Annotated in this window: 15 protein-coding genes; 5 read left to right on the forward strand and 10 right to left on the reverse strand. The window is 45.4% G+C overall.

All coding sequences use genetic code 11. The annotated features are described in order from the left end of the window. Positions 1-63 precede the first annotated feature (63 nt). Both QGP82_RS09365 and QGP82_RS09370 read left to right on the forward strand, forming a co-directional pair. A complete protein-coding gene (locus tag QGP82_RS09365; RefSeq protein ID WP_499058579.1) occupies positions 64-3,897 on the forward strand; it encodes a WD40 domain-containing protein in 3,834 nt (1,277 codons plus the stop codon). Between the two features lie 64 nt (positions 3,898-3,961). Beyond that, positions 3,962-5,017, forward strand: coding sequence for an acyl-CoA dehydrogenase family protein (locus QGP82_RS09370; RefSeq protein ID WP_499058581.1), 1,056 nt, complete (start codon positions 3,962-3,964; stop codon positions 5,015-5,017). Between the two features lie 100 nt (positions 5,018-5,117). On the opposite strand, the gene QGP82_RS09375 is transcribed toward QGP82_RS09370, so the two are convergent. From QGP82_RS09375 to QGP82_RS09385, 3 genes are all read right to left on the reverse strand, one after another. Next, on the reverse strand, positions 5,118-8,438 hold the full coding sequence (locus QGP82_RS09375; RefSeq protein WP_499058583.1) for a response regulator: 3,321 nt from the start codon (positions 8,436-8,438) through the stop codon (positions 5,118-5,120). A 129-nt stretch (positions 8,439-8,567) separates the two neighbouring features. Further along, positions 8,568-10,988, reverse strand: coding sequence for a methyl-accepting chemotaxis protein (locus tag QGP82_RS09380; RefSeq protein WP_499058585.1), 2,421 nt, complete (start codon positions 10,986-10,988; stop codon positions 8,568-8,570). A gap of 58 nt (positions 10,989-11,046) precedes the next feature. After that, positions 11,047-11,604, reverse strand: a complete 558-nt coding sequence (locus QGP82_RS09385) for a chemotaxis protein CheW (RefSeq protein ID WP_499058586.1) — start codon at positions 11,602-11,604, stop codon at positions 11,047-11,049. Positions 11,605-12,351: 747 nt separating this feature from the next. Between QGP82_RS09385 and QGP82_RS09390 the strand changes: the two genes are divergently transcribed. Then, the gene (locus tag QGP82_RS09390) at positions 12,352-13,464 is read left to right on the forward strand and encodes a taurine ABC transporter substrate-binding protein (protein WP_163699397.1); all 1,113 of its coding nucleotides are present in this window, start codon (positions 12,352-12,354) and stop codon (positions 13,462-13,464) included. 499 nt (positions 13,465-13,963) lie between these two features. Here QGP82_RS09390 and QGP82_RS09395 read toward each other — a convergent pair whose 3' ends face one another. From QGP82_RS09395 to QGP82_RS09415, 5 genes are all read right to left on the reverse strand, one after another. Next, positions 13,964-14,326 carry a response regulator gene (locus QGP82_RS09395; protein WP_006513972.1) on the reverse strand — a complete coding sequence of 121 codons (363 nt, stop codon included), beginning with the start codon at positions 14,324-14,326 and terminating at the stop codon, positions 13,964-13,966. A gap of 75 nt (positions 14,327-14,401) precedes the next feature. Further along, positions 14,402-15,604, reverse strand: a complete 1,203-nt coding sequence (locus tag QGP82_RS09400; protein ID WP_499058588.1) for a response regulator — start codon at positions 15,602-15,604, stop codon at positions 14,402-14,404. A gap of 388 nt (positions 15,605-15,992) precedes the next feature. Beyond that, a complete protein-coding gene (locus QGP82_RS09405) occupies positions 15,993-17,300 on the reverse strand; it encodes an MFS transporter (RefSeq protein WP_499058589.1) in 1,308 nt (435 codons plus the stop codon). Between the two features lie 237 nt (positions 17,301-17,537). Continuing rightward, positions 17,538-18,122, reverse strand: a complete 585-nt coding sequence (locus tag QGP82_RS09410) for a protein-S-isoprenylcysteine O-methyltransferase (protein WP_499058590.1) — start codon at positions 18,120-18,122, stop codon at positions 17,538-17,540. Positions 18,123-18,277: 155 nt separating this feature from the next. Further along, positions 18,278-19,129 carry a uroporphyrinogen-III synthase gene (locus QGP82_RS09415; protein ID WP_163664010.1) on the reverse strand — a complete coding sequence of 284 codons (852 nt, stop codon included), beginning with the start codon at positions 19,127-19,129 and terminating at the stop codon, positions 18,278-18,280. Positions 19,130-19,593: 464 nt separating this feature from the next. Here QGP82_RS09415 and QGP82_RS09420 point away from each other — a divergent pair, with 464 nt between their 5' ends. Next, positions 19,594-20,589, forward strand: coding sequence for a phycobilisome rod-core linker polypeptide (locus QGP82_RS09420; protein WP_499058591.1), 996 nt, complete (start codon positions 19,594-19,596; stop codon positions 20,587-20,589). A 92-nt stretch (positions 20,590-20,681) separates the two neighbouring features. On the opposite strand, the gene QGP82_RS09425 is transcribed toward QGP82_RS09420, so the two are convergent. Beyond that, complete coding sequence (locus tag QGP82_RS09425; protein ID WP_499058593.1) at positions 20,682-21,671, reverse strand: NADPH:quinone reductase; 990 nt, start codon at positions 21,669-21,671, stop codon at positions 20,682-20,684. 57 nt (positions 21,672-21,728) lie between these two features. After that, positions 21,729-22,433 (reverse strand): SDR family NAD(P)-dependent oxidoreductase, encoded by a 705-nt coding sequence (locus tag QGP82_RS09430; protein ID WP_499058594.1) that lies wholly within the window; start codon positions 22,431-22,433, stop codon positions 21,729-21,731. A 245-nt stretch (positions 22,434-22,678) separates the two neighbouring features. On the opposite strand from QGP82_RS09430, the gene QGP82_RS09435 reads away from it, so the two are divergent. After that, complete coding sequence (locus QGP82_RS09435; protein ID WP_499058595.1) at positions 22,679-23,290, forward strand: TetR/AcrR family transcriptional regulator; 612 nt, start codon at positions 22,679-22,681, stop codon at positions 23,288-23,290. Positions 23,291-23,771 lie beyond the last annotated feature (481 nt).

A 23,771-nucleotide genomic window follows, 5' to 3' on the forward strand; every position in this document is an offset into this window, starting at 1 on the left:
GATCTTGGTGGGTTCCCCTCGATCATCGTTATTGCATGGTTTTAATCTGAGGATGTGGCGTTTATGGTGGAGCCCGATATTTCTGAAGACTTTCTGACCTCAGAAGCTAAGGCTCACGGAGTCACTGAGGCTGAAAGGCAGGCTTTGATTCTAGCGGTGGATGGTTTATCGACAGCTGACATCGCCAAACAGTTAAAAATTAGTGATGCTGCAGTGCGTAAGCGTCTTGGTGAGGTATATCGTAAATTTGAGATTGCGCGGAAAGGGCCAGGCAAACTTGCTATTCTCAAAGTCAAACTGCTCAACACTCAATCTGAACGTGCCCAGAATCAGAACCAGAACCAGAACTGCATTGATTTAGGGAATGCTCCCAAAGTAATCTCATTTACTGGCCGAAAAAGGGAATTACAGCATCTAAGCCAATGGATTCGTAGCGATCGCTGTGATCTAATAGCGGTTACCGGTATAGGTGGCATTGGCAAAACAGCCCTTGTCTTAGAGTTAATCGACCAAATAAAGACCGAGTTTGATTGGGTTGTCTGGCGCTCACTACGACAATTTGATTCATTTCAAGCTCTGCTTGAGTCATTACCTGAAATACCTGCCAATGCCTCCATTAAGGATTTGTTCAAAATATTTAAACAAAAGCGATGCTTACTTGTATTAGATCAGTTTGACCAGGTTTTTGTTTCTGAGACTAATCCTACGAAGAATGCAAAGAAAGCGTCTCGACATTTTCAAGCAGGGGCTTTAGATCCTCACGATCATAAGTACAAAGACTATAAGTATTATCGTCAGCTGTTACAAGAGGTTGGCATTTCAAAATTAGAAAGACAACTACGTAGCTGTGTTGTAATCACTAGTCGTGAGAAGCCTAGAGAGCTAGTGACTCTGGAAGGAGAACACTCAAATGTGCGTATCTTGGCTTTAGCAGGGCTAGATTATCAGGCAGCTGAGCAACTGTTAGAAGATATTGAACCATTGCAGGGCACCGATGTCGAAAAAGCGAAGCTCATCCATAGCTATTCTGGAAATCCTTTGGCTCTCAAGTTAGCGACGGGTACCATTAAAGACTTGTTTGCAGGGCGTATCCGACGCTTTTTAGACCAGCAACAGCTGGTCTTTGACGATCTGCGGGATGTGTTAAAGGATCAGTTTAATCGGCTATCACCTCTCGAAAAAGAGACCATGTACTGGTTGGCCATTAATCGCCTACCCATGACATTTATCAGTCTGCAAACTGATATTGTCTCTTTGCTGAATAAGCAAGATCTTGTTTATACGTTGCGCTCCCTGGAACATCGCTCATTAATCGAAGTGAGATCAGCAGGGGCAACCTTTACTTTGCAGCCAACGGTGATGGAATATGTGACTCAGCATTTGGTCAAGCGCATCGTTGAGGAACTCAACTCGTCAACTATACAGAAGTTGCCTGACAATTTATTACTTAACAATCATTCCCTCCTAAAGGCTGATGCTGTTCACTATGTGCGACGACAGCAAACAGAAAAGCTATTAAAGCCGGTTTTGGATGCCCTAAAACAACTCTATGGCAGTGCAAGGGAAACTCAAGAAAAACTAGAGATCTTCTTGGAGCGCCACCGTCATAATGATGCTTATAAAATTGGTTATTTAGGTGGAAATTTGGTCAACTTGATGACACAGCTGTCGAAAGAGTTGAAAGCCGCTAAAGATCTGAGCAATCAAGATTTTTCACATTTGGCGATCTGGCAGGCAGATTTGGAAGGGGTTAAACTAACTGGCACTAAGTTTAACCACTGCAACTTAGATAAATCTGTTTTCACTGAGATGCTAAGCGATGTGGTATCAGTTGGCTTTACCCATCAATCTACTAGCTTTAATTCTCTGGATGCACCGTATCTCGCTGCTGGAGATACGAATGGGCATATTCACATTTGGAATGCGCTGACCTATCAAAAACGTACCTATTGGCAAGGTCATTTAGGTTGGGTACGGTCACTCGCGTTTAATCGAGACAACACCTTAATCGCTACCGGGGGAGATGACAGTAAATTAAGACTTTGGCGTTTTCATCCTAGCCCTGAAAATCAACCCAGCCTCAATAATATTTCGCTAGTGTGGGAGAAAGTTGACTTTCCAGACTGGGTACGCTCAGTCACGTTTCATCCTGAAAGGGAGCTCGTCGCCTGCTCTAGCCGATCTACGATTTATCTATACAGTGTGAGGACTGGAAAGGAGTTGAAACGTCTTCAGGAGCGTGGAGAAGAGTCTTCTACGCCAACGAGTAGTGAAACTCTTCGATATATTACCTTTAATCAGGCTGGCAATCAAATTGCCAGCTGTGGTGATGATACCTATATTCGAGTTTGGGATTGGGAGAAAAGGCAACGAGTTTTCATGTCGTCGACAGAAACTGGGCATGAAGGTTGGGCTCGGTCTGTGGTGTTTTCTCCCTGTAGCCAGTATTTGGTTAGCAGTGGTGATGATCAAACCGTACGCATTTGGGATCTGGAGTCCCAAACCTGTATCAGGGTTTTAAGGGGACATACCGATCGAGTTCGTTCGGTTGCTGTTAGCCCAGATGGATGCTATGTAGGTAGTGGTAGCGACGACGGCAACGTTATTCTGTGGGATTTTTACCTGGGAACTCAAATTAGTAAATCTCAAATACACGACAGTCGTGTCTGGTCTGTTGCCTTCTACCAGCACCATAGCGACACACTTTTAGCCAGTGGCGGAGATGATCGTTCAGTTGTTTTATCGAAAGTGTCTGCGACACCCAATAGCTGGACGCATCCCATGGAGCCGCTCAAAATTTTGCGAGGGTTTGCCAGGGGAAGTCGGTCGGTGGCTGTGCTGTCTTGTGCTCGTCAAACGTCTGATCTAGATTTAATTGTTAGTGGTGGGAATGACTGGCATATTAAGCTATGGCAATCTTTTCAAGAAGATCCCAATACGCCGATTCGAGATTTAGCGGGTCATACCGGACGTATTTGGGGGGTAACGGCCCATGCAGAATGGGTTGCCAGCGCCAGTGATGATGGGACGGTGCGGATTTGGGATTTGGAAAGCGGTTCCTGTGTCAAAGTACTTATAGGCCATCAACACTGGGTGCGCACGGTGGCGTTTAACCCCAGTGGCACAATGCTGGCGAGCGGCGGAGATGATCGCCAAATTTATCTCTGGCAGCTACCTACGGGGATGAAATTACAACTATTGGAGGGGCATCAACATTGGATTCGAACGGTTGCCTTTAGCCCCGATGGGAAATATTTAGCCAGTGGTGGGGATGATAAGGCAATTTATCTCTGGGATGTGCGCAAATATAAGGTGATTCGTAAGTTTAAGGAGCGCCACCAGCATCGCATTCGTTCAGTTTCATTTAAGCCGTTTCCCAAATCTCAGTCCAATCCTCGATTATTGTTGGCGAGCGGTAGTGATGATGGAAAAGTGATCATCTGGGATGTGGAGATGGGAGAATATCTCCATTGTTTTGAAGATGAACATCGGACAGCAGGGGTGAAATCTGTTGCCTTTAGCCCAGATAGTTGTTGGATGGCAAGTGGTAGTGATGATCACAGGATTTATGTATGGGACACTCGCTCACCTAATCCACAAAACTGGAAAGCCCAGCCAATAGACATGCCAATGCCCATTGGCCAGCCATTGGGGATTCAATCTTTGGTGTTTATGTCGGATAGTCGACATTTAGTGAGTTGCGATCGCAGTGGTTCTATCCACATCATCGATATTATCGATAAAACTCGCCGACAAATTAAGCCACCCCGTCCTTATGAAAAGATGCAGATAAAAGGCATCACTGGCATTGATCCAGTACAGCGTGTCAGTCTCAAGGATCTGGGCGCTATCGATGTGGAAGACTTCAGCAATAGCCTGTCCCAGAGCCAAAATTAAAGCCCTAAGCTTTAACGCTCTCCACCCGCTACATTGGGATTATACGAGCCAGTTATTTGCCCCCATGAGCACATCTGTTATTACCGGTCACTCCACCCATACGCTTGATCACTTATTTCAAACGCTCATTGCTCCACAGGCGGCACAGCTAGATCGAGACCCAACGTCCTTACATAAGGCATTTCAGGAATTAGGTCGCCATGGGTTATTGGGACTTAAGGTTGCCAAACAGGGTGGGGGACAAGGTTGGAATTCTGAGGCGGTTTATCGATTTACGGAGCAGCTGGCGCGCTACTCTGGAGCACTGGTGTTTTTACAAAGTCAGCATCAGCGGTGTGCCCAGGAGCTTTGGAATTCTGACAACCTAGAACTAAAACAGACCTATTTGCAGGGTGCGATCGCAGGTGACATTGGTCTGGGTGTAGGCTTCTCTCATTTGCGTCGGGCACAACAGCCTATCCTGGCAAAAGAGACCGCTGGGGGGTATATGTTTAATGGCACAGTGCCTTGGATTACGGGGTTTGGGATTTTTGAGCATTGGATGTTGGCAGCACAACTACCGGATGGACGAGCAGTTTTTGTTCTAGCTCCATTTCATCCTGTCAAAGGCTCGCTTGCATTTAGTGAACCCATGGAACTGGCAGCCTTAGGATCAACACAAACGGTAACAGCGACTTTGCAGGATTGGTTTGCGCCTGAGAAATTGGTTTTGGATGTTAAGCCAGCGGGGTGGATTCAGCAGGCAGATATGGGGTATCCGCTGACGCACAATTTTTTTGCCCTTGGCTGTGCTCAGGGAGGGTTGGATATTTTAAAAAGGGCTCAGTCGTCTGTATTTCCTGAGATTGGTGAGGCCTATGGGAGATTAACCCATGAGGTGTGTCGCTGCCGAGAAGCTACCTATGGGACTTTAAAGAATCCATCGGAGGAGAGGTTGCGGTTGCGGGCTTGGGCGATTGAGCTAGCGGTGCGGTGTAGCCATGGGGCAGTGATTGTGTCACGGGGGGCGGCGAATTTCGCAGGGCATCCGGCGCAACGGGTTTATCGAGAGGCCCTGGCGTTTTCGGTATCAGGCCAGAGTAATGGGGGAATGAGGGCGAGTTTGGCAAGAATTTTGTAGGGTGCTTTGTGGGCACTTTGCACAATTTTGGATCATCGATCTGTTTGATCGTGGACAACTGGGCGATGCTGGGGGATCATGACCGGGAATCGCCATACCGTTAAACTGTTTTCGCAATGAGCTTCTCTAAGGTCTGCAATAACACTTGCTCATTGTATGGCTTGGCAAAGTAGGCAGCAGCTCCCAGGTTCATTGCTAATTTGCGGTGCTTTTCACTACTGCGGGAGGTTAGCATCGAAATGGGTAACGACTTAAACTCAGGTCGATTTTTAATTTCATCCAGCACACCATAGCCATCAAGACGAGGCATCTCTACATCACAAAGAACAGCCTGTACGTTTAAGCCTTTAAGAAGTTTATCGACGGCTTCTTGCCCATCCCGTGCTTGTTCGACATAGTAACCTGCTTTCTCTAGGGTAAGTGTAAGATAACGACGCAAGTGTACAGAATCATCCACGACCAAGACTGTTGGTTGCGAGCCATGGTTTTGCTGGGGTAATGGGACGAGGTTAGAAACGTCCGATTCGGTTTCTAATGGTGTGTGGATCTTGTCAAAAGCAGTACTAGAAATGAGTAGCGGTAGATCAACCAGAGAGACAACTCGACCATCCCCCAAAACAGTTGCCCCGACAAAGCCAGGTGGCAAGGGAATGGGGCTTGTAATGGCTCGGGTCGCAACTTCCTGCTCCCCCCAGTAGCGCTGGATGACAATGGCACAATAACCGTTGTCATGGCTAACGATGAGAGCCATCGGGTGGTCAATGGTAGGTTTACCCTCAAAGGGAGTCAAGGAGGCCCTGCCATTGAACGTGAGGTGATCTTCGAGCTGGACTAAGGGGATCTGTTGCCCCTGCCAGATAAATTTGGGTCCTTGGTCAGAGTCAATCAGTTGGTCCCTATCCAGAGCCATCAGTTCTTCTATAGCATCCACAGGCACAGCAAATACCATGGATTCCTGTTCCAAAAGCATGATCCGAATTACAGAGAGGCTTAAGGGAATTTCAATGGTAAAGGTTGTTCCCTGGCCAAGCTGTGTATCTACCTGAATATCACCATTCAACTGTTGCAAATTGCTGCGAACCACGTCCATACCCACACCACGGCCCGACAGTTCAGTAACCTCAGCTGCGGTACTAAACCCTGCATCAAAAATAACGGAGAGTAGCTCCTGCTTACTCATTTTATTGATAACAGCCTCATCAATATTGTGTTGTCGCATGCGATCGCGAATTTTATCCAGGTTAATGCCGCGTCCATCATCACGAATAACCATTCGGGCACGGTTGCCAATTTGAGAAGCCCGAATGGTTATCAATCCCATTTCAGCTTTACCCGCCTTAATCCGTTCATGGTTTGGCTCAATCCCATGGTCAAAGGAGTTTCTCAGGATATGGGTAAGAGGGTCTGCCAACAGCTCTAAAGTAATCCGTTCAAAGAGAGTGGTTTCCCCTTCGATTTTGAGCTTGACTTTTTTATCGTATTGAACAGATAAATCACGAATCAGTCGAGGAAAGCGGCCTAGTATATCCGAGATCGGACGCATTTGAGTCCGAGTAATTCGATTTTGCAGTTTTTGGGTCGTACCATTAAGAGACTGGGTGGTCTGGTCCATTTCCCGCAGACCCAGACGGATGTCAGCAGTTACCTCCTGAAGCTTAACAACTGTTTCCATTTGCTCCTGGGCAAGCAAATGTAATTCAGAATATTGGTCCATCTCCAGGGCATCAAAATCTTGAGAGAGTGCCACACCTATGCCACTATCAGACGCTCTTGACTCCGCAAGGGCAACCGGTAGACTGGCATTCATCGCCCCTGTTGGCAGAAGACTTTCCATAGAAGAACGGTCATACCATTGACGCAACCGGACGTTAAACGATTCCAGTGCTTGCATCCGTTCTTGTAGTAGGGTGGCAAAATCATTTAACTGCTTTTGTCGCAGGTTGATCGCATTTCGCTCCAGAATCAAGGTACCAAAGAGATCATTGATCTGTTGTAAATCTTCCGCAGCGATCCGAAACGTGCCGGTTCGCTTAGGTGCCGTCATCTGAGGGCGAACAATTTTTCGTTTTACCCTAGGGCGAGCCAACCTTTGGGTGGAATTGGATACTTGTGCCGGGATAGCCTCTGAGGTTGCTTCAGAGATAGCGTCTGGGGTAATTTCTGGGGCGACTAAATCAGTTGTTGCGGTAACCCTATCCTTATCAAAAGGGTCAACTAAGGTGGTTATGTCAAGTTGAGCAAATGCTGCCTGTAACTGGCTGAGATCCTTTGCATCCAGCTCAGGTAAATCCATTGCTGGTGGGTCCACAGTAGTCTCAACACCCAGGTTTTTAGGCCTTGGTGGATCCATTTCTGCAAGTAGTTCGGCTTCTGCAAGTATTTCGACAGCAGGCTCAGGAACCACAACAATGGAGCTGTCAATATTATCATTATCGATACTTGGCAATATTTCTAACGCTTCAGCAGCAGCAGCCATTTCCATCTGCAAGCTTGCTAGATCAGTATCACCCAAACTGATCGTCTCTTCTGCCATCGGGAGAGATATGTCAGTAACGGCATCTTCTATTTCGGACGGCGAGTCTGTGGGTAATATCGATTCCCATACGGCGGCGGGCTCTACTACAGTGGCACTCTCCAAGGTTGCATCAGGCGTCGTATCAGGAATAAATTTGAGTTGGGATGGCAGCTTATCCATACGCCCCAGTTGCACCAGGGACTGAGAACGTCTCCAGGCCGTCAATGCCTGCTTGCATAATGCTGGCATCTGCCCAAGGCTAGCGCTTTGGGCTTGATCATAAACTGACTGGCAAAGCTCTACAAAGGTATCGATTCCCCCCATCAGCCCCAGTTCAATTAATCGATTAGCCTGTTTACACAAAGCTTCCCGCAGTGGTTCTCCTGCATAGCCAGGCAAATTTGCCTCAAACGTATCCAGGGCTTCTTCCACACCCCCATTGAACACAAGAATGGCTACGTCTATATCGTCCTCGTCTGAGAGGAGGAGACTTTCATCGGCCTCGCTTAGTTCACCCAAACGATCTCTTAACTGCTCAATAATAGGATCTACATGGATTGCAATCCATGCGTTATCAACACTCAAGCCTGAGGACAGTTGTGAGTTCACGGCCTTCAGGCTATCTACTCCTTGCAGTAAGAGGGTTTCCAAATCAGTATCCACATCCACATTGCGGGCTCTAATGATTTTGAGGAAATCTTCTAGTCGGTGGGCCACCTGGGCCATGGGTGCAAACCCCATCATGCCAGCTCCTCCCTTCAGGGAGTGAGCAGCGCGCATGGCCACATCAATTTGCTGAGCAGGGTTTTCTGCATCGGGCAGGCCAAGCAAAACCTGTTCCATCTGCTCAAAATATTCTCCGGATTCCTCCAGAAATCTTTCTCGAACCTGCTGATCGGTAGCCATGGTGTGATTCAGGTATGGTGTTGAAGTCGAAACTGGACTGCGAATTTAATCGGAGCTTTAAGTTGGACCCATAGCAGCTCTCTCGTTTATTCGTTTGGTTGAATGGCCAATCGGTTTTAGCCGTATTTGTTAGTTTTCATCGTCAATCTTAAACTGTTCTACCGAGGCTTCCAGTTCTTGTGCAACTTCAGTGGCATCTTTCATGGCTTGGGCCATCTGCTGTGCCGATTCTGAACGTTTTTCAGATTCCTCAGCGACTTCTCTCACCAGTGCGTTAACAGCTGATGATGACTCTGTCTGATATTTGGTAGATGCTGAGATTTGTTGCATCAGTTCATTAATTTGTTCTGATTTGTTGAGTGCTTCAGTCAGACGCCGTTTGGTTGTTTCCACAAGGTTGGTACTATCAACCACCTGGGCAGTACCCGTTTCAATTGACTCGACAACTTCCTGGGTTTCTGTTTGAATTTCCGCAACAATCTGAGCAATTTCTTTGGTTGCAGATGATGATTGTTCTGCCAGCGATCCTACCTGTTCTGCAACCGCTGTGAAACCTTCACCCATTTCACCGGCTCGGGCCGCCTCAACACTGGCATTAACCGCCAATAAGTTGGTTTTCAAGGCAATTTCGTCAATCAAGCTCACTGTTTGGGAAATCTTCTGGGCTGATTCACCCAATCGTTTGATTTTCTTCGCTGTTTCACCAACCGTTGATCTCAGACCCACAATACTTGCTACTGTTTGATCCATAGAGGATGTACCGGCTTTCACCGTTGCGTAGGTATCTTGAGTAAGAACAGAAGCTTCACCTGCGTTGTTGGCTACTTCCTGAATTGATTGGCCAATGTCTTCTACCGCTTCCATCGTATCTTTCAAAGATTCTACCTCAGCTACTGCCTGAACTGACAGCTCTTGAATAGCGGCCTCATTTTCAGATAGAGAGCTGGTGACCTGCCCGGTAGATTTTTTTACCTGTTTTGTCGTGAGTCGTAAGTTCTCAATGATTGAGTTAAACAAGTCAGCTACAATACCGACATCACCCTCAGATAGCTGGGCACGGACTCGCAGGTCTCCGTCTGCGGCATCGCCAACGTCTTCCATCAATTGGGCGATTTCATTCTCTAGCTCCGCCCGTTGACGCTCTTGTTCCTGGGCTACAGCAGTTTGTTCTTGAAGCAAGGTCTGCAACTGATTGAGCAATGAATTAAAACCTGCCCCTAAAGTTTTGGTTTCCACTGTGCCCGCTAGAGGTGCTCGAATCTCTAGTTGGCCACCTGCGGCAGCGGCTGCCGTCGAGGTCAAAGATTTCAGGGGAGAGGCTAACTGTCTCGCTAAAACACTCAACACTACAGTCGCTACAAGAGCAAGAGTTAGCGTCGTCACACCAAATGTTCGAATTAAATCATTGCCTGCTGCATTGACCTCTGCCTCGTTAATAACCGCAAGTGCCACCCAGTTTGTACCTGGCACAGTGGTAATACTGTAATAAATACCTTCTAGTTTAAAGAGTGAAGATAGATATAAGCCAACATTCTCTTGATCAACTTTTTCTAGCTCAATTTGTAGATCAGGTAACTCTACGGCTGCACGGATATCTGCAATAATTTCATCAACAGTATAGTCAGGAGTATTTAGGGCATTATCCAGTTCCTTAGCAATCACCTTAATGGACTCAGTTCCCAATAAAGACTTGGCCTCAACCTGAGTACCTTCTGAAGAAACAACCGCAACAGGAGTGCCTGACCTTGCATCTAAGATTTCAATAACCTGGTTATCCTGCAAGATAGCCGACAATAGGGTTGTCAGCTCTATGTGGAGCGCCTCAACCGGGACCAAGGTTTTAATCACGCCTAAAAAATTATTATTGCTCGGCTCTAAAATGGCCCGAGACATTTCGATACCGTCAATACCAGTAGACTCATCACTAACGGCTGCACTGACAAAATATCCTTTCTGACTTGCAACCTGCCACCATTCTTCATCTCGTTGGACAAAGTCTGAGGTGACTTTACTGTAGGCCACATTAAAGCCATGGCGCTCAGTAAAGAAAATCTCGCCAAATCCCTCAACTACAGCAACATCCCTAAGATATTGATTTAAAGCGCCATTTGGGGTCAGAAGCTTGGTACTGGAAAATGATGTTTCTAGAGCGTCAATGGGGGTAGTATGCCAATTTTTACTCACAGCTTTATTGGCATCAGTCACTAAGGCCTGGCGAACCGATGGATTTAAACCAATCACTTCTGGAATTTTTAGCGTATCTACCACAAAGACATTGGCAGCTTCAGCAGCCAGCAATGATTCTAGTTTAAGATTTTCCAGTGCCTGCGTTTTAGCCTTTTGCTTCACCGTAAAAAATTCGACGGCTCCTGCTACGATCAGCGGGATCAAGGCCGTTGGTAACACATAGGTAAGAAGACGTTGGGTAAGTGTTTGTCCTTGGGTAACTTTCGATTGGTTTTGAACGCGGGATGCACCAGATAAACCATTTTTAACCAGGGAGGATGTTTCAGTTAAAGATGGATTTTGATTTACAGAAGAAGAGACCATAATCATTCAAAATGATAAGCAATGAAGAATAAAGAAAGCAGAAGCTTGCCAATAGCTCTTACAAACTACTTGTGTAAACGTATAAAGATTCCGCACTACAAATAGCATCAATATCCAGAAGGAATAGCTTTTCATCTTCCCCCTGAAACTGTCCTTGCAAATATGGTGCAAGCCCTGGCATTATCTCCTCAAATGAGGGTATCAGTTCTTCCGGATTCATCCGTAATGTACCTTGAATCTGAGGAACATACAGGCCTAGAAATTGGCAATCAGATTCTTGACCATCATCTAACATAACCTCAACCACAATGATATCGTATTGCCGAGAACGAACATCCTTTTGAGGTACTTCTAACAATTTAGGGAGGTCAAGTGCCCATAATATTTTACCTTGATGGCTCATCAGACCTAGCACAGAAGCAGGCATATTTGGAATAGGTGAAACCTGATGAGCTGAAATCCTGAGAGTTTCTACCACCTGTACCAAAGGAATAACTACAGTTAAAGATGAACCAAGGTGAAATTTTAGATATAACTCTCCTGTTTGAGTTTGGGGTTCAAACACATCAGGCAGTAAAGCTTGGAGTCGTTCGATCGGTTTTTGCGTCGTTTGCATGGGTCAATAAGAAGTATCAAAAAGCATAAGACAGGATCTGACAACACCAGAACCAAGGAAATAGAATATAAGCCATACTACGCACCAATGAGCAACATGTCGCACTGCATCAAACTGCGTCAATAAGTTGTTCTACTGCGCAAGACTTGACGGCATAAGCTGCAACTCCTTCCTTCTTAGCCCAAGAGTGATCCATTTCGCGATCTTTGGCTGTGCAAGTAACACAGGAATATAAGATATTTCGACTCTGTTATTACAATTTTTGAATAACATCCATCAGTAGCATAAGATGGCTTTGACTAGATGTGTGATAAACCCATACATACTTAACTTGTTTCAATCACCATAAAGTTTCTAATGCATTCTTATGATTGCGTAAGCAGTTGTGGAAGTACTTGTAGATTGCCCAACAGCCCCATATAAGTATCAAACCACCTATTTAGTGTCAAATACTTGTTTCGTTTGGCAGGCTATTTTGACCTGCATATGTGAGGTCAAATCTTCGAGAGTGTAGTGTTCTAGGACATTGTATTATGCAATTCCTGAATCACTGCCATTATGTAAAATTATCAATTCGCAAAAGTCTCATCCAGAAACCTTATGCTTGAGACAAGAATCATCAATCACAACTTTACGAGGGAATCATATTGCCAACACTACACACCCGGGAAATTCCTAAGGGTTTCTATCTGACCTGCAATCGAATATTGCACCTCAGTCCGTTTACCGTAAGGACATGTAACCTAAATGTTTTTTGAACAGCTTCGACAAACTGGTCTACCACGCAGAAAATTCAACACATTACTAGGCTTGACAGGATTAAGTCTGGTATTAACGATCTCTGCTTGCACACCCAAGGCAACTGTTGAGAATAATGCTGGGGCAAACAACGGCAACAGTGCAGGTAGTATGCCAGAAGAAATCAGAGTAGGTTATCAGGTGATTCCCAATGCTGAGCTATTGGCAAAATCCCAGGGTATGGTTGAAGAAAACCTCCCAGGGGTTGAGATAGAATGGGTTCAGTATAGTTCTGGTGGTGATGTCAACCAGGCGATGATGGCCGGAGAAATTGATTTAGGTTTGGCTGGCTCTGTCCCTGTTTCTACAGGCATTGCCAATAATCTACCTTACCAGGTTTATTTCATTCATGACATTATTGGTGAGAACGAGGCTCTTGCCATCAGGCCTGACTCTGGGATTATCCGCCTTGCTGATATGAAAGGGAAAACTATTGCTGTGCCATTTGGCTCGACGACCCACTTTAGCCTTTTATCGGCCTTACGAGAAAATGGGGTAGATGCTGCGGAAGTCAAGATTGTTGATATGACGCCGGATGAAACATTGGCGGCATGGCAGAAAGGAACCATTGATGGCAGTTTTATATGGCATCCAGTTCTGGGTAAGCTTCAAGAGGATAATGGTATTGTTATTACATCGGCCAAGCAATTAGCTGATGAGGGTATTATCACTGCTGATTTGGCTGTTGTTCACCAAGATTTTGTCAGCCAATATCCAGAGGCCGTTGAGAAATATGTCATGGCATTAGATGAAGCAGTTGACTTCTACCGTGCAGACCCAGAATCAGCTGCACAGGCTATCTCAGGCGAACTTGGATTAACACCTGAACAAAGTCTCGATGTAATGAACGAGTTAGTTTGGCTCAGCGCTGAAGAACAAGCGAGCATTAAATATTTAGGCACATCGGATGCACCTGGTGCTTTGGGTAAAGTCCTACTGGAATCAGCTGAGTTTATGGTCACTCAAGGCGCTATTGAACAAGCACCTGATCTAGCAAGCTATCATGCTGCAATCTACAATAATGCGGTAAATTCCGCTGGTGGAGCTGTAGCTGCCAAGTAAGGTTCTTCAAACGTATTTCACACTTGATAAGTAACTCCCGTAGGAAAAACGAAGTCTGATTCGTGCTGCGGGAGTTACTACTAGTTTTAATACAACATTGATGGGCTATTGATTAGGGGACTGCACAAAAATAAAGACCCGGGTTGGGGCTGTCGATGGGTGGATGAGTAATGGGATAATGGGGTGATTATTTAAGCGCCAGCGCCTTACGTTGGTCATCAGCTTTTTACACCAAACTTGTAACACACCTTAATGCATAAATCCCCTAGCCAGAGCGCATGCCCTAGCTAGGGGATATTACTGCTTAAATTAAAAAGATGCAACAGTTTTTATGGGGGCAAAGCTCAAATACATGAAGGAATCAATCTGTTCTTAAACCCATTCTCCACATTACCCAGGACTCCCAATGTCATGACAAGCATATTGGGAATAAGTGCAATATGGAGATAGGTATCTAAGCGATCTGGCTTGCAGGGACGTCCTAATAAAGCCTTATATACTAGACGACCGAGCGAACTGCATCGACTAATTCTTGCTCAGTACAGGGCTTAACAACATAGGCGGCTACCCCCTGCTTTCTGGCCCAGTTCTGGTCCATTTTGCGATCTTTAGTTGTACAAGCCACGACGGGGATTGCTGCAGTGTCTGGTTGACGTTTAAGTTCACGGCACAATTCCAAACCTGTGATTTCAGGCATCACTAAATCTGTTACAACAATATCGGGTTTGTTGGCTTTGACCATGACAAGGGCCTCTGCACCACTTTCAGCGGTGGTAACGTTATAACCGGCTCGTGATAAGTAGTTAGACATTAAATCACGCTGAGCCTGCATATCGTCAACAACAAGTATATTTTTACCCATGGATTACTCCTTAGAACATCAAAAAATATAGGAAACGAAAGACTTAGAACACACACTTAGCCTGCCCAGAGCTTTCTATGCAGCAACAACAATTGAAAGATACTCTTCAACAATGGCGAGCAAATCTGCTTTTGAAAAAGGCTTGGTTAGGTAATCAGTGGCACCAGAGGATTCGGATTTGGCTTTATCTAAGACACTAGTATTACTGCTGACCATAATGATTGGCACCTTTTTGAAGACAGAGCTACGACGCAGGATCGTGCACAGACGATTACCGTTAATACCTGGCATGGAAACATCCATCAAAATTAAGTCTGGTTTCATGGAAAACAGAGTTGACATTGATTCCATCGGATTTTCAACGGTGGCTACATCAAAGCCTTCTGAACCTAAGTAACCTTGAATCGTTTCTAGCATGGCTGGGCTGTCATCAATGCAAACAATCTTGTGAACCTTTCTATGGGTTGGCAAGGAGGTTGGGGGTGAAATGGTTGGTTTCCCTACGGCCTGAACACTGTTCGGGGCTGGAATATTGGGAAGTTTGTCGTAAGGAGAAACCGGAGATTTTAAAATAAAGTACTGTTGTTGTATGTACGGATTTAGCAATTGGGCAAATTTCAGAGTATCTTGCCTCACAAATGACGCGAGTTGTTGAATATTATTGCCATTCATCAGCTGAGCCAGTGCTTGAAGGAGTGTCTGAGTCAATATACCATTGGGCACAGGCTGACTAAGCTTACTTCGGTCAGGGCAATAGGGCCGCTGGTAGGGTGAGGACACTATTTGACTCAACCTTTGCCAGATTTTGAGTTGTTCTTTCAACTGGTTAATGATGGTTGAGAAAGAAGCAACATCAGGGTGATATGACGTCTGGTCTAGCCATACATATGTTGCTTGTCTTAACCAAAACAAAGATTCTAGGGCGTCTTTAGACAGTTCCAGCTTAAGCATTTGGGTGGCATTACTGTCTAATACTCCCTCTTGATATAGCTGATTGCTGGCTTCATAGAGTAACCATACTTGGTTAGTGGATAGTTGAACGCTTCGAAAATCGGGCTGTAAATTGTCTAGCGTCTTTTCAGGCACCCGATACCCTAACTTATTTAGGCAGTATTTTATTGTCTCGAACGTCTGTATGGAATGGACGGCATATTGAAGGCGGCCTTCCTTGACAAAAACATTCCAGGTGATGCCATTGCTCTTAACCTGTAAGCAACCATTTTTTTTGGATTGGGCAATGTCAAGACACTGCTTAATACCGTTAAAACTATCGACCATGTACAGAACCTAACTAACTGATCTTTCACTCAAGTTCACAGCTTTTGTTTATGGAATACGAATAAGCTGTTTAACTACTTAACATCTACCTCTACACTCAAATCCTTGGAGGCTTTAAGTCTGGTCTTTACCAGTCTTGGGAAAAGGGAATGAAGAGGTAAATAATGGATGACTTTAAGATTCCCATTTCTTGTTTAAATACAACATTGGTTAATCCTTTTTAAAGCCAAGCAATAATCGTAATCTTGTTACTCTCAGCTCTACTCTAGAAGCAACAAGATTAATATTGCTGGTTAGGAAAAGTGATTAAATTGCGTGGATTTGTTGGGCATGCATGCAACAGATATTGTACTGGTTACAGCCAGTCAACATACTTTCTCTCTACTATTCAAAACCCATCAACAATAAGATCAGACTCCTCAACAGTTGTTAATTTCTGCTTCAATACCACCAAAATAAAACTGGCGACAAAACCTCCAGTAATCAAATATAGCCATAGATTAGTCCCCATCGTCTCAGGATGATCCAGTGCCCAGCCTCCTAGGGCAGGGCCAACCGTGAATCCAATGGACCAGCATTGAGATTCTAGGGAAAAGTAAATCCCTCGCAAATTTGAAGGTGCCATTTCACCGAGAAGAGAAACCCCTGCTGGTGAATAGAGGATTTCGGCCAGAGCGATGAGGCTAAAGGCACTGATGGCTATCAATAGTGGGTCGATTGCAATATTGCCGACAAGCCACAGCAAAAAGAAAGCAGCACTCCAAATGATGAGGGCGACTAACATAATGGAGACATGGTTGATGGTTTTGACTAAACGGGTGATGGGGAGCTGAAAAACAACTTTTAGGACAACGTGCCAGACGAAGAAGTAGCTGATCCACTGTTCTGAGAAGCCAATTTCTGTATTGCCACCAGGGATAAAGTTGGCGAGGTACAGAGGTAGGGTGCTGGTGTACTGGGCGGCATAGATAGTAAAGATGATATTGGCGCTGAGGAAGGTGAGGAGGTTGCGATCGCGAAATGCTTGCCACCAATCTTGCCATACGTTACGCATGTCACCGAGGGGCTGTCGTGTTTCTGCAATTGCCACATAGATCACCCCAGCAAATAGGGCGTAGGTTAAGCCTTTTAGGATAAACAGGATGCTGTAGTTACCAGACATAGCCACATATTGTCCAGCGAGTAAAGCACCCAAAGCAAGGCCCAAATGATCCACTAGCCGCGTTAGGGCAAAGGCTTCTGTACGGTTTTCTGTTGTGGTCAGGTCTGTTGTGATGGATAAATTTGCAGGCCAGTATAAGCTGATTCCTAACCCCAACAGCAGATTGCCTAAAACTAACAGCACAAAGGTATTGGCAAAGGCAAGACAAAAACAAGCTAACGCCGTAATCATGGCTGATAGCATCAGCGTTCGACGACGACCCCAAAAATCAGAATCAATGGCATAACCGGACCAAAAACGTCCGACTATTCCAGCCAGACCGCTACTGCTTAAGGCTAACCCGACTTGAGTCGGAGAAAAGCCAAGTTCGTTGACAAAGTAAATCGAGGCATAGACCAGGGTAAATCCCTGGCCGATGTATAAAAGCAACTGCCCGGTCGCTAGAATCCATATTTCGCGTCTGAGTTGAGGTAGCCAGGCAAAGATGCCAGTGGCGGTGTCTTGCAGGTCGGTCTGAGCTTCGGTGTGCTCCATGGATGGTTATGTTCTACCTATCGCCCAGAAGTGGGGCTCTATTATTATTGTCTCTATCATTATTGTCCCAAGTGCAGCTGTAATGCCGCAAATTATCGTTGTGCTAGTAGGGCTGCAGCAACGCGATCGCGTAACGATAATTTGCTCAAAAGCTGTGCACTCGTTCTGCCATACCGTTAGAAATTACCTTAATCGCTGTCAGGGAGGGGGCGATATATGGCGCTTATGGTCAAACAATCAAAAAATAAACGGGACCAACCGCTTCGTCCGTTGCCGATATGCCTGATATTGTTCACCAAATTGTTCCAGCATCATTTTCTCCTCATTACCCACCCGGAGAAAATATAGAAAACCAAACGTAATTATGCCTGAAAGACCGGCAATCCAATTTGTTAATAATAGTGCTTGGGCCATGGCCCATAACCAGAGCGAGGTATACATGGGGTGGCGGATAGATCGATAAATGCCGTTGGTAATTAATGTATGGTCTTTTCGAACCTGCAATGTGGGTGACCAGTTTTTGCCGAGATCATGGTGAGAACGCCAAAATAAGTAGAGCGCGATCGCAAACATCAAAATGCCCAATACATTCGCCCAAATCGGTAGAAAATAGTTAGCAAAATTAAACAGTGGCGTAACAATATAAATCAGCGGCAAAACAAACATCCCCAGCAGAACAAATGCTAACAGGCCATTCTCTAGAGGGGTTTTACGGTTATCGATGATGGTATTCTCCTTAATCTCCCGTTGATAGGGTTTGCGGATAATCCCTGTTAATACGAAGAAAACTAAGAAGATAATTTTGAGAATGAGGGAATCCATGATTGACCTCTTACATGCTAATTAAGTTTACTTCCAGACACAGGATCAGTTATTTATTAAGAATGTTTCTCAATAAATAACTCCCATGATCATAGCGAAATCCCCCAGGAATGACGGGCCATTACTCAATCTTTTGTAACGTAGCTCTCTTCCTGCTAGTTGATGGGCAAACGCGTTTGCTTTGCCTCAAATGCAGATCCTCTTGCTGCGGCCCATTGAATCAGCGCTGCGGTTAAACCATTTAGAGAGTACTCATTAGGCTGAATATCTACCCGACTAAAGATCTCTTGACAGGCTTCAGATGTTAGTGGTCCAATAGAAGCGATCGCCACCTTTTCCAATAGCTGTTCTGGCAATGCGCCCAGCTTATTTTGATGGGCCTGTAGGAGTTGTTGGAAGCATCGAACTGTCTTAGGACTGGCAAATGTAACTACATCAATAATTCCTTGCTTGAGGGCCTGTAGCGTGTCCGGTTCAATATCCTCTGGACAGGCAGAGCGGTAGGCTGGAACATCCCACACCACAGCCCCTAGGCGAGAAAGTTCAGTAATGAGTAGGTCCCGTCGTTCATCTTCCAAGCAGGGATATAAAATTTGGGCCCCGTTCAAGTGATCGCGATCAGGAAAATGTTCCACCAGCGAATCAGAAATGAATTGAGGTGGAATAAAATCGGGTGTCAGCCCCTTTTGTTGCAAGAAAATTGCAGTTTTTCGACCGACAACCGCAATTTTGACTGTGGCAATGTCTTGGAGTGAATAGCCCTGGGATCTCAAACGCTCAATAAAGAACTTGACCCCATTAGCCGAAGTTAGAATCAACCAATCAAACTCCGATAGCCGGGAAAGTTGTTGGTCGAGCTCGTGCCAACTAGACGGTGGCTGAATCGACAATGCCGAGAGTGAGATCGCATTGGCTCCCTGACCCCTAAGTTGTTGAACAAAGGTATCAGCTTGGTCTACGGGCCTAGTCACAAGAATAGTTTCACCCGAAAATCGAGTAGCAGTCATCTTTTTACTCTTATTGTCGTCGCTACATCTAGCTTACATTCGAATCCCCCTTAAATTATTGACATAGAAAGGTTTAAGGGCACTCATAGTGAACATTGGACCGATGAGATTAATGTTGTTTCTAGATGGGTCAATCTACAGCGCCTGAATTACTCTCACAACCTATGGGCTGGGAGAGTAGGCCCTACTCTTTCTGTTTTTCGATAATAAGGGCATCTAACGACTAAACTAAAGAATCAAGACAACTTATAGGTTGTGCCTAAGGGCATTTTTTCAAAACGTTACATAGCTGAAAATCTGGCTAAGATGTCAGTAAACGTTTTTTTGCGTAAAAGTAAACGAATCGGCATTCATTCTATTATTAACTTCATCATGATAAAGTAATGAAATTTTTAATGAAAGTTTTTCCCATTTAAGAATATGCTGGTCTATGGTTCAGCATTCAATATTTAGAGCTTAAACAGATGCTCAAAAATCTCAATAGTAATAATGTAGTGAATAATGATTCTGGTATCCTTAACAACAAGCCAGACCTAAGCAACACTACATTATCGAAAAAAAGTCAAGCAACTCCAGCTGACGACACCAGGGTGTACGTTAAGGCAACGTCTGCTCAGATCGCTAAGGTATATGCCAATGCAACTCCAGTCGAGTTTGTTTCTGATGCTGTTGAGCAGGCAGACTTGGTCATTACAACTGCCTATAAACAAGTGTTTGGCAATGCCCACCTCATGGAAAGTGAACGGTTTGTAGAAGCAGAATCGCAACTCCGGAATGGCCAAATCACCGTCATGGAGTTTGTGCGTCTATTGGCTAAGTCAGAACGTTACCGCGCTTTAGTGTTTGAGAAGCATTCAAATCTACGTGCTATTGAACTCAACTTCAAGCATCTACTGGGTCGTGCACCTGAAAGCTATGCAGAAATTTCGGAGCACATTGCTCGCTTGGTAAATGAGGGATGTGATGCAGAAATTGATTCTTATATTGATAGTGACGAATACTTTGAAGCATTTGGAACTGATATCGTTCCCTACTATCGAGGCTATCAAACTCAAACAGGTCGGAAGCTTGTAGGATATACCCATTCGATCCAAATTATAAACGGTGCGTCGAGTAGCGATAAATCAACGTCTGTCTCATCCTATAAAAAGTTGGACGAAGATTTGCTCAACAGCGATGCGTTTACAGCATTACTGGACAAAGTGGATATATCAGAGACAATACAAAAGCTTTCTCAGTCTCCTCGTGCTCCACAATCTGGGGTAAGTAAATATTGTCCAAAAACAGCATGCCCTTCGGCCAATATTTATGAGCCTGAGCAGATCATTCGAAGAGCCCTAAACCTCCACTTTCCCAGTCAGCAACTGCAACCTCCAATCGCTTTAAACACTACGTCACCGACTCCTGATCCGACGGATCCTGTTGAGATTATCCGAAAAGTTCTAAAAATCAGAACTTAAGTATATCCTCGACCAGCCAGGATGATTTCCCAGATTAGTCGGACTCCACCCGCTTTTTGCGGGTGGCTTGATGAGTTGGGCCGTGTATCCTGTTAAGTGATATCAATAACAACTTTGCCGATGAGTTTGCCGCTGTCCACTGCATCATGGGCAGCGGCGGTTTCGTTTAAGGGATAGTGGGCTGCAATCAAATGTTGCAGGGCACCATCGCGACTAGCCTGATTAATGTCGCGGGCAGCGGCCTCATGGGCTGCGTCACTCATGGCGTAAACCAGCACTGTACGGAGGGCGGCATTTTTGTAGAGCAGTTCATAAAAAGGAATTTCTACTTTAGCTGCATTGCCTGACTCATAGGTGGCAATCACGCCATTGCGGGCAACAAGTTTGGCGTTGATGTCAATGTTGGCAGCCAGGGCAACATCGACGATGCGATCGCACCCCCGCTTGCCAATAATTTCGCGCACTCGCGTCACCACATTTTCCTGCCGATAATTAATCACATAACCAGCCCCCATCTGCTTGGCAACGGCTGCTTTCTCATCACTGCTCACTGTCGCCAAGATTGTCTTCGCGCCACCCCATTTAGCTAGTTGGATGGCATACATGCCAACGACACCAGCTCCTCCATGCACCAGCACCGTTTTGTCAGTAATGGGACCATCACTAAACACGGAAAAGTGTGCCGTCATCGCTGGAACACCTAAGCTAGCGCCTGCTGCAAAGTCCAGAGACTCTGGCATAGTCATTGCTTTATGGGCAGGCAACACTACATAGTCTGCAGCTGTGCCAAATGCTGAGTGTCGTTGGGCTTCGTAGATCCACACCCGTTCTCCGATGCGCTCAGGTGACACATTCTCTCCTACGGCATCAATCACCCCTGCACCATCGTTGTGGGGAATAGTTTTGGGGTAGGGTTGTTTTAGCCCCATCCAACCACTGCGAAACTTGGTATCAGAGGGATTAATGCCGGAAACATGCACTTTTACCCGCACATCTCCAGCACCTGGTGCTGGCTGTTCCATATCGCCATATTCTAGAACCTCCGTTGCATCACCTGGTTTTTCATACCAAACAGCTTTCATTGTACGTTCTCCTTTAGGGGGCAATTTTTGGTTTTAGAGACGTTGCATACAAAGTCTCTAAAACTCAATTATGTTGCGATCGCGCCAAAACTTACCACTGTCTTTCTCAGAAGCCTCGGTGGCTAACCAGATGGCCGTATCTGCTCCTTGTTCTGGTGATCGTGGTGCTGAGGATCCTCCCATATCGGTTCTGACCCAGCCTGGACACATGGCATTCACAACAATGTTTTTAGACCTTAGTAATTGGGCCAGCATGATAGTGGCACCGTTGAGCGCTAGCTTGGAAAGGCAGTAGCTAGGTGCTGTTGTGGTGAGGCCATCCAGCGCTCCCATACCACTGGAAACATTGATTATCCTAGCATTCTCAGCGGCTTCTAACAGAGGTAAGAAGGTTTGCACCATGCATACCACGCCAAATGTGTTGGTGTGCATGGCTGAATCTAACAACTCGCGGGAGATGGTTAGTATGTCGACGCTGTTATCTGGGTAAACGCCAGCATTATTGATTAATACATCTAGGTGGTTGATGCCTTGGGATTTAAGTGTCTGAACCGCTTGCTTGATGGAGCTGTCATCGCTAACGTCTAATTTGAGGGGAATGACGGGACCGTTGAGGGTTTTGGCAGCTTGTTTGGCACTGTTGAGCGCGCGCGAGGTGAGGATTACTTTGTAGTCTTTGGCGAGGAGGCCCTGTGCGATCGCAAATCCAATGCCGCGATTGCCACCGGTTACTAGTGCTTGTTTTTGTTGTTGTGTGGTCATGGGGTGAATTTTCTGTTGTGGAATGGGTGTCGTGCTCTTCTCGTTTCACCATTGGCTTATTCAACAAACGTCAAGACAGTTAAATAGATCATCTTTGAAACCATACCTAAAATCAAAACGTTGCGTTTCGTATATATATCTTCTAAACGATTCGTATCGGAAATGTCAACACTTCTGAGATAATTTCTGTACGATTCGTATCGTATGTATAATCAAAAAAACCTGAAAAGCTTGAGGTAAATAGTATGCCACGTCAGAAAAGCAGCGCCAAATCCAACCAGTCGGCCTCGGTTGGACGACCCCGTTCCTGGGAGTCGAAGCAGGCAATCCTGACAGCAGCGTGGAAATTGCTGCAGACATATAGCGTCCGCAAGGTTTCTATTGAGGCTGTCGCCCGTGAAGCTGGGGTGGGTAAAACAACAATTTATCGCTGGTGGCCCAGTAAGGCGGCGGTGATTGTGGATGCGTTTTTAGCTCAGGTGGAGCCAAGTCTGCCGTTTCCTAAAACGGATACTGCGTCGGCATCTTTAGCATTGCAGATGCGCCAGGTGGTCAAGATCCTGAGTGGTGATGTGGGTCGGATTGTGGCACAAATTATTGCTGAGGGACAGTGTGATCCGGAGGCATTGGAAAGTTTTTGCGATCGCTTTCTCAAGCCTCGACGCAATGCTGCCCGACACATAATTCTCCAGGGTATCGAGTCCGGTGAATTTGCCCCAGACATAGACCCAAATTTAGCGATGGATATTCTGTATGGGCCGATCTACTATCGTCTGTTAGTAAAGCATTTACCTTTGGATGAGGCGTTTGCGGCAGCATTGCATAGGCAGGCAATTGTCAGTATTCTCAAGCCATAAGAGGTTGGCGAATAGCTTGGACTACCATTCCCACTTTTGAAGACAATTTATACCTTTACAAGTTAGAGCGTAAATTACTGACTACACCCAAGAGGGGCGGGAACGTCCTCAGACAAACACCTCTATATGAATTAATCTATGCCCTTACCTGGTCGAATCAGGCAGCTTAGAAATTCTTCTTTAGTTTTTATAACAATTTTTGTTGTTTTATCTCTAAGTAGACATTTGACTTCAGTTACAGGATAGGGCTTACAGCAAACGATGCCTGATCTCTAATCATGGATAGCTAATATGAAATATTAAAGAGAACAATAATCTATCAAACTTATTAAAATAATCCACTAACCTGACTAAGTATGTGATATGAGACTAGTTTATTGAGTTTAAACCTGCATGCATACTTAAGATAATCACCGTAATTGTTAACCGTCTTGTGGTTCTCAGGCAACTTCTCCCCAGACAGCGCAGCCTAGTATATAAT

It is taken from the genome of Leptothoe sp. LEGE 181152 (assembly GCF_032906605.1).
In the GTDB taxonomy this organism is placed as follows: Bacteria; Cyanobacteriota; Cyanobacteriia; order Phormidesmidales; family Phormidesmidaceae; genus Leptothoe; species Leptothoe turfae.

Coding starts and splice junctions, on each gene's coding strand:
- QGP82_RS09380 (WP_499058585.1), bottom strand. CDS start 10,988: ATGGTCTCTTCTTCTGTAAATCAAAATCCATCTTTAACTGAAACATCC.
- QGP82_RS09395 (WP_006513972.1), bottom strand. CDS start 14,326: ATGGGTAAAAATATACTTGTTGTTGACGATATGCAGGCTCAGCGTGAT.
- QGP82_RS09400 (WP_499058588.1), bottom strand. CDS start 15,604: ATGGTCGATAGTTTTAACGGTATTAAGCAGTGTCTTGACATTGCCCAA.
- QGP82_RS09430 (WP_499058594.1), bottom strand. CDS start 22,433: ATGACCACACAACAACAAAAACAAGCACTAGTAACCGGTGGCAATCGC.
- QGP82_RS09415 (WP_163664010.1), bottom strand. CDS start 19,129: ATGACTGCTACTCGATTTTCGGGTGAAACTATTCTTGTGACTAGGCCC.
- QGP82_RS09385 (WP_499058586.1), bottom strand. CDS start 11,604: ATGCAAACGACGCAAAAACCGATCGAACGACTCCAAGCTTTACTGCCT.
- QGP82_RS09390 (WP_163699397.1), top strand. CDS start 12,352: ATGTTTTTTGAACAGCTTCGACAAACTGGTCTACCACGCAGAAAATTC.
- QGP82_RS09410 (WP_499058590.1), bottom strand. CDS start 18,122: ATGGATTCCCTCATTCTCAAAATTATCTTCTTAGTTTTCTTCGTATTA.
- QGP82_RS09375 (WP_499058583.1), bottom strand. CDS start 8,438: ATGGCTACCGATCAGCAGGTTCGAGAAAGATTTCTGGAGGAATCCGGA.
- QGP82_RS09425 (WP_499058593.1), bottom strand. CDS start 21,671: ATGAAAGCTGTTTGGTATGAAAAACCAGGTGATGCAACGGAGGTTCTA.
- QGP82_RS09435 (WP_499058595.1), top strand. CDS start 22,679: ATGCCACGTCAGAAAAGCAGCGCCAAATCCAACCAGTCGGCCTCGGTT.
- QGP82_RS09365 (WP_499058579.1), top strand. CDS start 64: ATGGTGGAGCCCGATATTTCTGAAGACTTTCTGACCTCAGAAGCTAAG.
- QGP82_RS09420 (WP_499058591.1), top strand. CDS start 19,594: ATGCTCAAAAATCTCAATAGTAATAATGTAGTGAATAATGATTCTGGT.
- QGP82_RS09370 (WP_499058581.1), top strand. CDS start 3,962: ATGAGCACATCTGTTATTACCGGTCACTCCACCCATACGCTTGATCAC.
- QGP82_RS09405 (WP_499058589.1), bottom strand. CDS start 17,300: ATGGAGCACACCGAAGCTCAGACCGACCTGCAAGACACCGCCACTGGC.